The organism is Moraxella equi, assembly GCF_002027555.1.
GTDB lineage: Bacteria > Pseudomonadota > Gammaproteobacteria > Pseudomonadales > Moraxellaceae > Moraxella > Moraxella equi.
Window position 1 is genome coordinate 1 of the sequence record NZ_MXAP01000031.1, and the last position, 3,274, is coordinate 3,274.

General features: G+C 35.0%; 5 protein-coding genes and 1 pseudogene. All 6 read left to right on the plus strand.

The features are described from left to right. Positions 1 to 100: 100 nt before the first annotated feature. Complete coding sequence (locus B5J93_RS03445) at positions 101 to 529, plus strand: hypothetical protein (protein WP_079324631.1); 429 nt, start codon at positions 101 to 103, stop codon at positions 527 to 529. 167 nt (positions 530 to 696) lie between these two features. Further along, a complete protein-coding gene (locus B5J93_RS03450) occupies positions 697 to 1,386 on the plus strand; it encodes a polymorphic toxin type 44 domain-containing protein (RefSeq protein ID WP_079324633.1) in 690 nt (229 codons plus the stop codon). 105 nt (positions 1,387 to 1,491) lie between these two features. Then, a complete protein-coding gene (locus B5J93_RS03455; protein ID WP_079324635.1) occupies positions 1,492 to 1,893 on the plus strand; it encodes a hypothetical protein in 402 nt (133 codons plus the stop codon). A 236-nt stretch (positions 1,894 to 2,129) separates the two neighbouring features. Continuing rightward, a complete protein-coding gene (locus tag B5J93_RS03460; protein ID WP_079324637.1) occupies positions 2,130 to 2,360 on the plus strand; it encodes a hypothetical protein in 231 nt (76 codons plus the stop codon). Positions 2,361 to 2,385: 25 nt separating this feature from the next. Next, on the plus strand, positions 2,386 to 2,664 hold the full coding sequence (locus B5J93_RS14360) for a hypothetical protein (protein ID WP_420811395.1): 279 nt from the start codon (positions 2,386 to 2,388) through the stop codon (positions 2,662 to 2,664). Continuing rightward, positions 2,663 to 3,148 (plus strand): annotated as a pseudogene (locus B5J93_RS03470) (T6SS immunity protein Tdi1 domain-containing protein); the annotation flags it as partial. The gene B5J93_RS14360 and the pseudogene B5J93_RS03470, both read left to right, overlap by 2 nt. Positions 3,149 to 3,274: the final 126 nt, after the last annotated feature.

Genomic DNA, 3,274 nt, shown 5'->3' on the forward strand with positions numbered 1-3,274 from the left:
GATATTTTTGCGATTTTACAATATTTAAATAAAAAATGGAAAGTTAGAGCGGCTCTTCATAAAGACAATACCCAAACTTCTGGTATAGGATTTAGAATTGATGATTAATATTAAAGTTTTATTACACGCCATTCTTATAGCTGCTTGGATTATTACCAATTTTTATTGGGTTAGTGTACTTGATGGTTCGTCTATTTATACTTTTATTTGGAGTTGGTGCTCCAAGTCCATAGTGAATTTTTTTGAATTTTATTATCTTGGATTTTTATTAAACCTTATGGTCTTAACTCCTTTTATTTATTTACTATTGATTTTAAATAAAAAAGTAAAGTTATTGTTATTAAAAAGATTTAAAATCATATTTTTTTCTCTTTGTTTTCTTGTGGTTTTATACAATGGAGACTTTATTATTTTTGATGTTAGATTTTATCCATTTAACCCCCATATTAATGAAACTGTCTATTGTGAGTATTTTAATTATTTTTCTGATAACTATTTACAATCTGGGGGTTGTGATGTTCCTGATTAATACCTAAAGTTATTTAACATACAAGTGATGTTAAACTTTTGACACCATGAATAAAAAACCGTATTTATGAACGCAAATACAAAACCACCACCGCCACCAATGCACAAAATCCCAATCACAATAAACAAACAGCAATCTGTCCTCACAATCAAGATGGAGCGATAGAAGTGGCGAAATATATTGTCGGCGAGATTAAGAGAAACGTAAAATCCTTGGTTGCTCAAAAAATTCGTTATCATAATACTGGAGAGATAGGAGCGGAATTACAAAGAGAGTTTGATAAGTCAAATGAGAGAATTGGCAAAATTAAAGACCCATTTGAATTCGAACAACCCATTCGTAACCCAGAAACCCAAAGAAACCCCATAATATCGCTTAAATTATGGTATGACATGGTTGATACGAATAAGCCTTGGGATCATAAGTGGCAACTCGTACAGGATGATAGGTTTAACAAAAATAGCAAAATTACTGTACATAGACCAACTCAAAAAGGTACACCCTCTGAAAGTCATTACCATAAATATAAGAATTACGATTATTTCTATGATGTATGGTCAAATATCCATTATGGCTATGTTGGTCTTAGTGTTGGCTTTGATAAAAAAACGTTGATTGATTACTCAAATTCTCAACAGAAATCCAATTTTAATACCAGTGGAGGAGACCCTATTGATGATGATACTGCCATCAAGATAGGTTTTATTCTATATGAAAACTATGGTAAATTTGCTGAAAAACTAACCTATCAAGACGTATTAAATATTTTAGATAAAACAAATGTTGGTCAAATGCCAAACTCAAAACAAATACATTGGTGTTATAACAAAGATAATACACAAGGGATTGAGAAATGAAAAAACTTAATTTGATATTGTTAGAAAAGAAATATAGATGGATTTTTTTACCTATCTTGTCTGCGTTAATGCTTATGTCTTACATTGTAATAACATCATTGCTTTATGATACTAATTTTTATATTTACAATAGGACTGGGAAAGATATTTTTTAAGAAACCAGAACTTCCAACCATTGAAGATCCATTCCTAAGCGAAAGAGAGGAATATAGTTTACGGGCTTTTTATTCCTTAAAAAAGAATCACAATCAATTATTGACATATGACAGAGAGTATTTTAATGAGGCAAAAAGAATGCTAGGTTTGGACTTCTATGAAAGTTATACAGCAAGTTTTGGGAGCGTTACTTTTTTGGACAGCCCAAAACACCCCAACCAAAAACCCTCCTGCTCTTTTAAAATAGAAGTTTATCCTGATAGAACCGTGGTAACACCAACCCACAAGCGATTTTGCAAAAAACCAATGTATTATCACGAGAACTATAACCCCAATGATGTTATAAATTAAAAGAATGGCGATTACTTATTATTTGATAAAATTTGGCAAATTCGCCGAAAAAATTAACTTATCAAGATTTATTAAATATTTTGGATGAGACAACCGTTGTTAAAATGCCGAACTCAAAACATATACATTGGTGCTATAATGCAGATAACCCAAATAGGACTAAAAAAATAAAAAATTAATTTTATTATTGGTAAAATAGACCTCCTGCAAAACCCCTCCTATACTAAAACACCCCAATGAACTACGAAGCATCCACACACCTATCTGATGAAAAGTTTAAACGCTTAATTGGTGTTGAGCAAGAAGTCTTTAACAACATGCTTGCTTGTTTAGAGCAAGCACAAGCGACTGTCCATCAAAAAGGCGGTAGAAAACTCAAAATTGGTATGCCCAATTTGTTAATGGCAACCTTGCAGTATTTTAAGGAATATCGCACCCAATGGCGGATTTTGGCTGGTAAATCCTGATGATTATGCTGACCTGCTGGATGAGATTTTAAAACCCACGCCCTTTTATGCCCACGATGATTGGTATGTGCTGGGTAGAACGGCGTTTGGGGAGTTGAAGGTGATGGGTAGGTACACCAGGTCTCATTTAACCATTGTCTTGGATTATATTCGTATTTTTCCAGCCATTGAAGACAATCGTCAATTAACACAAAGACAACACGCCATTAACATAGTTGTAGAAGTTAATGGTGCTATTAGGGAGATTGGAGGTGAAAAATCCTATGATTTAACCGACATCCACCACACCCCCCCCCCTCTTTAACCGCTGTCTTGCCAGTTATGGCAAACTCAAAGAAGATGAGATGTATGCCTTTGTGCCAGCCATCGCCTTGGGCGGTAAGCAACTTCTGCAAAATGTCCAAAAGGTTAATATCTTTGAGTACATTAACTTTATCACGCAGTTAGAACCCTTTGAAATTATGATGGACATTAATAGAGTGGTGGATAATCTAGGTATTACCCCAGAGAGTGCTGCCGCCTTTGTTGCCTCTCAAAATAGCCCACCAACCACCCCACCCAAATATGATGAAACCTGCATCATCCAAGAAGGACAACCTGCTACTGTATCAGGTTATTACCAAGACCGCATGACTAAAAAAGTCATCTACTTAAACATCGGTGATGTATCACCCATTTACCCAACCCCAAGCCACTTATCTAAATCACAGGCTTATGTTTGGTACAAACTCACAGAGCATGGCATCAGTCTCATCCCAGAAGAAATCCTCGCCAATGCAAAAAAATAATCCGTTAAACACACCCCAAAAAACACAGCTTCTAGCTGTGTTTTTACTCCCAAGCACCCAAACTCAGACACTTCCCATCTTAAAAACATCTAGATTGGACACTTAACCCCTTGACCCCTCCCGCCC

Coding starts and splice junctions, on each gene's coding strand:
- B5J93_RS03445 (WP_079324631.1), top strand. CDS start 101: ATGATTAATATTAAAGTTTTATTACACGCCATTCTTATAGCTGCTTGG.
- B5J93_RS03455 (WP_079324635.1), top strand. CDS start 1,492: ATGATACTAATTTTTATATTTACAATAGGACTGGGAAAGATATTTTTT.
- B5J93_RS03460 (WP_079324637.1), top strand. CDS start 2,130: ATGAACTACGAAGCATCCACACACCTATCTGATGAAAAGTTTAAACGC.